Origin of the sequence: Geminocystis sp. M7585_C2015_104 (assembly GCA_015295805.1) — a bacterium.
Classification (GTDB): Bacteria; Cyanobacteriota; Cyanobacteriia; order Cyanobacteriales; family Cyanobacteriaceae; genus DVEF01.
This window is the reverse complement of sequence record DVEF01000070.1, coordinates 1-5,934: the sequence shown is the minus strand read 5'-3', so window position 1 is coordinate 5,934 and position 5,934 is coordinate 1. Positions and strand designations below refer to the sequence as shown.

Genomic DNA, 5,934 nt, shown 5'->3' with positions numbered 1-5,934 from the left:
GTCTAATGGTTGTTGATAAGTGTTTGGTCTTTAGTTAGCAGTTTTGAGACAAAAGAGGGATAATGTGGTCAGAAATTTGTAAGGCTATAAGTAAAAGTACTCAGGAGGAGTTTGTCTTACAGCATCGCCACTCGTTGGGAGGGGGTTGTATCAACCAAGCCTATAAACTGGTGGGTGAGGGGAGAAGCTATTTTGTCAAGGTGAATGATGCCTCTTGCTTGGATATGTTTGTCGCCGAGGCGGAGGGGTTACGGGAAATCCTTGAGACTAATACTATTCTAGTGCCAAGGCCCATTTGTTATGGTGTTGCGGGAAGTCAAAGTTATCTGGTGTTGGAACATTTAGAATTGGGGGGAGGCAGTAGTCAATCATGGCAGATGATGGGGAAAAAACTGGCACAATTGCACAAATGCCGGAAAGAGACGCGTTTTGGCTGGAAAATGAATAATACTATCGGCTCAACCCCACAAATCAACGATTGGTGCGATAATTGGGCGGATTTTTTTGCTAAAAGGAGAATCGGCTACCAACTCCAATTGGCCTATCGTAGAGGCGCCAACTTCGACAATATTACCAAAATTGTTGAGAAAATTAGAGATTGTCTAAGGGATAGACAGCCACACCCCTCGCCTCTCCATGGGGATTTGTGGGGTGGCAATGCTTCTTTCACTCTAGATGGTACGCCTGTAATATTCGATCCTGCTTTCTATTATGGCGACAGGGAGGCAGACATTGCCATGACGGAGTTGTTTGGGGGTTTTTCTCCAGCCTTCTACCAAGCCTATAATCAAGAATACCCTCTGGATAACGGTTACCAGCAACGCAAGCTCATTTATAATCTTTATCACATCCTCAACCACTTTAATCTCTTCGGGGGTGGCTATCTTTCCCAAGCCAAGTCTATGATCAGCAAAATTATGGCTTTTTGATTCATTCCACTACTTGTACTCAATTAAAACTGCCCTCCTATCTCTCAGCTTGTTAAGCCAGTATTCTACTTGTCCTATAAACTGGGGAAACTTGGAAATAACACACCAGAAAGCATATATAAAAGCATGCCTATTATTGGGCTCAAATTGACGACGATACAGAAAAATTTTAAAAAAAAGGATAGGATAAAGAATTAATAAAAGTAGGCTATAGCAGCTGGTAAAAGGGATAAGAATAAGGGAGAAAAATGGCAATAAAAAACCCCAAAAGAAGCCGCTAAAAAGTTCCTTTTTTTTGTAGTTTTCGGGGGCACGGCCATAAAGGTGAAAACCTTGAGCTACAGCCCAACCACCGCGAACCATCCTCCGCCACCACTGACTAAAATGATACATAGAGGCATCATGTATGACCATGTCTGCAGGAAGGCGTTCAATTTTCCACCCCCTACGCCGCAGACGAATACACATCTCTGGCTCTTCCCCACAGATTAGGCTAGAATTATAACCGTCTACCTGTTTGAGAGCCTCTACGCGAATAAGGGCATTGCCGCCACAGTACAAAGCCTCACCGACGGGAGTATTCCACTCCATGTCCATTAGCAGATTATATACGGATTTAAGGGGATATTTCTCCTTTACCCTGCCACAGACTGCCGCTAACTGGGGGTTTTCCTCCATCCGACTGATAGCTTTTTCCAACCACTGGGGCAACAACTCACAATCTCCATCCAAAAATTGAATATAATCCAGGTGGGGATAGTGAGCTAATAGGTATTTCCACCCAGTATTGCGACCTCGGGCGGCAGTAAAGGGCAGGGAGGCATCCAGGGATATGACAGTCACCCCGAATCCCCTGGCGGTTTCTGGGCTGCCATCGGTGGATCCCGAATCTACATACACTACAGGGACATAGGGTGGTAACAGTTTTTGGAGGGATTTTAAGCACTCTACTAGTCTTTCTCCCTCATTCCGCCCGATGGTGACCACTCCCAACCGACCCAACTGAGGAATGTTTGTCATGACAGAAGACAGTTTGAAAAAAACTGAGAATAGGATGGACCGACTGTAATAAATTTTAACAAAGTGCCCATCAGATGCCAAAAGGATTTAATCTAGATGCAATGAAGAGATAAAGAAATTGGATTTTAAGAAAAAAAATCAATGACTATAAAGGCAAGTAGCGGAAGTTATTTAGCCAGGCCGCAATTGTTTCAAACGGTGGCTGTATCCACCATCAGTCAGGCGGAACAGCAGGACCGTTTCCTAGACAACAGAGAATTAGGGGAGTTGGAGACATATTTCAACTCCGGGATGAAGAGGTTGGCCATTGCAGAAATTCTCAGTAAAAACTCGGAGCTGATAGTATCCCGTGCAGCCAACCGTATTTTCACGGGAGGGTCTCCTATGTCCTTCTTGGAAAAACCCCCGGCAGAGGAGGAAGAGAAGGCTTTGGTAGGAGTGGGGGCTGGGGTAGCTGAGGTGCCCAGCGATGTGAAAGCCGCCCGTCAGGCAGTACAAACCTATATTGCTGCGGATAGCACTGGTGGAGCTGGTGGCCTCTTGGCTGGGTTTTTCTCTATATTCACTACCCCCAGCATTGGCCCTATACCGCCAGGATTCCGTCCCATCAATGTTTCCCGCTATGGTCCCGCAAGGATGACCAAATCTTTGCGGGATCTGTCCTGGTTCTTGCGCTACGTTACCTATGCAATTGTAGCTGGGGATCCTAATATCCTCGTAGTCAACACCAGGGGGTTAAAGGAGATTTTGGAAAATGCCTGCTCCGTAGATGCTACAGTAGTAGCTCTAATGGAGATGAGAGTGGCCTGCATGAATTACTTCAAGAATGACCAGGAGGCCAAAGACCTTATCAGTCAGTACTTTGAAGACCTGATCAACGAACTGAAAACCCCAACCCCAGCTAACAAGGTACGTCAAAGCTACTCTCCAGACGTTCAGGGGCTAGAATTACCTCAAAGCTACTACAATGCGGCTGAGCGTCGTCAGAAGTTCGTGATGAAGCCGGGCCTGTCTGCCACCGAGAAGGATGCAGTGGTTAAGGCGGCCTACCGTCAAGTATTCGAGAGAGATATTAGTCGGGCCTATTCTCAGTCTATCTCTTATCTGGAGTCCCAGGTGAAAAACGGCGACATCTCCATGAAGGAGTTTATCCGCCGTTTGGCTAAGTCGCCGCTGTATCGCAAACAGTTTTATGAGCCCTACAGTAACTCTCGGGTTGTGGAGTTGGCCTTCCGTCATATTTTGGGACGTGCTCCTTCCTCCAAGGAAGAGTTCCAAAAATACTTTGCTATCGTCTCCCAAGGGGGATTACCAGCCCTGATAGACGCCCTGGTAGACTCCCAGGAATACTCAGACTACTTCGGGGAGGAAACTGTACCCTATCTGAGGGGATTGGGGGTAGAGGCACAAGAATGTCGCAACTGGGGGATGAAACAAGACTTGTTCAAGTATAGTGCCCCCTTCCGGAAGGTGCCTCAGTTCATCACCACCTTTGCTAAGTACGAGCGTCCCCTGCCGGATCAACACGTGTATGGCTCTGGTAACGATCCCTTGGAAATCCAATTTGGTGCCATTTTCCCCAAAGAAACCCGCAATCCCAGCAGCAGTCCGGCACCTTTTGGCAAGGATACCAGAAGAATTCTCATCCACCGAGGGCCAGCCATTAATAATCAAAACTGCAATCCCAGGGCTATAGGACTCAACCCGGGATCTCTGGGAGCAAAGGTAGTACGTTTGAACAACGAGCTGCCTGGCAGCAGCAACGGAGTCAGCGTTAAATTCGGGGAAAGTTCTACCCAGGCTGTAATCCGTGCCGCCTATCGTCAGGTCTTTGGCCGCGACGTGTACGAGGGCCAACGTCTCACCGCCGCCGAAACTAAACTGGAAAACGGCGAAATTAGCCTCAGAGAGTTCATCCGCATACTTGCCAAGTCCGACACCTTCCTCAAGACCTACTGGACTCCTTACTACGTATGTAAGGCGATAGAGTACATACACCGTCGTCTGCTGGGAAGGCCAACCTATGGGCGGGCGGAAATGAACAAATACTTCGACATATGCGCCAAAAAAGGCTTCTATGCCTTCATCGACGCCCTGATAGACAGTGAGGAGTACATCAAGGCCTTTGGGGAAGACACTGTGCCCTATGAGCGCTATCTCACCCCCGCTGGCTATCAAATGCGCATGTTGAGGGTGGGCACCATCCGCGAAGACATCGGCCAGAGAGTGGAAAAAGAGGAAACCCCAAGATTTATCGAGTTGGGGCAAGTGAAGGAATTGCGCACTGAACCGGACATCAAGGCTCGTATCAATCAGGGGGTAAGCGCCAAACGTCAACAAACCAAGATATTCAAGCTGACCACCACTGCCGACAAGGTGGCCTTGAAGAATGTAATCGGTGCGGCCTATCGTCAGATATTTGAGCGGGATATTGAGCCCTACGTTGTCAACACCTACTTTACCAACCTGGAAAGCAAACTGGCCAACGGGGAAATCACTGTCAAGGAGTTTATCCTGGGGTTGGGATGCTCCGAGTTGTACATCAAGGAATTCTATACCCCCTATCCCAATACCAAGGTAATCGAATTGGGTACCAAACACTTCCTCGGCCGGGCGCCTCTCAACCAAAAGGAAATCCAATACTACAACCAGATTCTAGCTACTAAGGGCATCCGCGCCTTTATTGCTGCCCTTGTCAACAGCATGGAATATGCCCAACTGTTCGGTGAGGACACGGTGCCCTATCGTCGCTTCCCCACCTTGCCTGCTGCTAATTTCCCCAACACCGAAAAACTCTATAACAAGCTGACCAAGCAGGACAAAGAACTGGTTGTACCTAGTTTTAAACCCGTAGAAAGGGTGTCTTTAGTGTAGGCTAATTAACTATATACACGTAGGGGATACTAGGGATGAGCTATCGGGCCGTCTCGGTGTCCCCTTTTGATATAATCGATGGCTTGTAGTATAGTAGGGGAGGACACTGGTGAGTGGTACGGATATACAAAACCGCACTCGTGTTGTAAGCTGCTGCCAGGCAGCAGAAGAGCTACGGCGGTGGTTGCAACAACTGAGTGATAGGATTATTGAGGGTTACAGGCTAACAAGAGAGGAGGCACTACAACTGACGGAAATAGAAGGAGAAGATAATATCCTCCTGTTGTGTGAATATGCCGATCGCATTCGGAGAGCCTGTTGCGGTAATGTGGTGGATCTTTGTAGCATAATGAATATCAAGTCGGGGAATTGTTCGGAGAATTGCAGTTTTTGTGCCCAATCGGCCCACCATCCCGGCAAGGATGTCCCTATTTATGGCCTTAAATCCCGGGAGGAAATATTAGCGGCGGCTTTGGCGGCAGAGGCTGCCGGGGCGAGACGTTTTTGTCTGGTGTCCCAAGGCAGGGGGCCAAAGTACAATAGTCCCAAGAAAAGGGAATTCGAGGAGATACTGGCAGCTGTTAGGGATATTATCGCCCATACTAGTCTCAAGCCCTGCTGTGCCTTAGGGGAGTTGACGATAGAACAGGCTAAGGCTCTCAAGGAGGCAGGCGTTACCCGTTATAATCATAACCTGGAATCCTCTGCCAATTTTTATAAGAATATCGTTACCACCCACACCTGGCAAGATCGAGTGGAAACAGTTAAAAACCTCAAGGCAGTGGGGATTCAGGCCTGTACCGGTGGGATTATTGGCATGGGGGAATCCTGGGAAGATAGGGTAGATTTGGCGTTGGCGGTTAGGGAATTGGAGGTGGAGTCGGTGCCCATTAATTTCCTCAATCCTAGGGAAGGCACGCCTCTAGGTCATCTTCCCAAATTAAACCCCCTGGAGGCTCTCAAAACCATTGCCATTTTCCGTTTTATCCTTCCAACCCAAATTCTACGCTATGCCGGGGGGAGAGAGGCAGTTTTGGGAGAATGGCAAAAACAAGGGCTGAAGTCGGGGATTAATGCTATGCTGATTGGCAATTACCTGACCACCCATGGC

At 48.2% G+C, this 5,934-nt stretch carries 4 protein-coding genes; 3 read left to right on the top strand and 1 reads right to left on the bottom strand.

The genetic code is table 11. From position 1 onward, the window contains the following. The first annotated feature begins 62 nt into the window (after positions 1-62). Positions 63-929 carry a fructosamine kinase family protein gene (locus IGQ44_08455; GenBank protein HIK38006.1) on the top strand — a complete coding sequence of 289 codons (867 nt, stop codon included), beginning with the start codon at positions 63-65 and terminating at the stop codon, positions 927-929. 9 nt (positions 930-938) lie between these two features. Here IGQ44_08455 and IGQ44_08450 read toward each other — a convergent pair whose 3' ends face one another. Next, on the bottom strand, positions 939-1,931 hold the full coding sequence (locus IGQ44_08450) for a glycosyltransferase (protein HIK38005.1): 993 nt from the start codon (positions 1,929-1,931) through the stop codon (positions 939-941). 159 nt (positions 1,932-2,090) lie between these two features. On the opposite strand from IGQ44_08450, the gene IGQ44_08445 reads away from it, so the two are divergent. Together IGQ44_08445 and bioB are read left to right on the top strand one after the other, a co-directional pair. Further along, complete coding sequence (locus IGQ44_08445) at positions 2,091-4,823, top strand: phycobilisome rod-core linker polypeptide (GenBank protein ID HIK38004.1); 2,733 nt, start codon at positions 2,091-2,093, stop codon at positions 4,821-4,823. Positions 4,824-4,947: 124 nt separating this feature from the next. Continuing rightward, the coding region (gene bioB / locus IGQ44_08440) for a biotin synthase BioB (GenBank protein ID HIK38003.1) at positions 4,948-5,934 on the top strand (987 nt) is incomplete at its 3' end.

What these genes read in the sequence shown, in the direction of transcription:
- IGQ44_08455 (HIK38006.1), top strand. Translation starts at nt 63, where the DNA reads ATGTGGTCAGAAATTTGTAAGGCTATAAGTAAAAGTACTCAGGAGGAG.
- IGQ44_08445 (HIK38004.1), top strand. Translation starts at nt 2,091, where the DNA reads ATGACTATAAAGGCAAGTAGCGGAAGTTATTTAGCCAGGCCGCAATTG.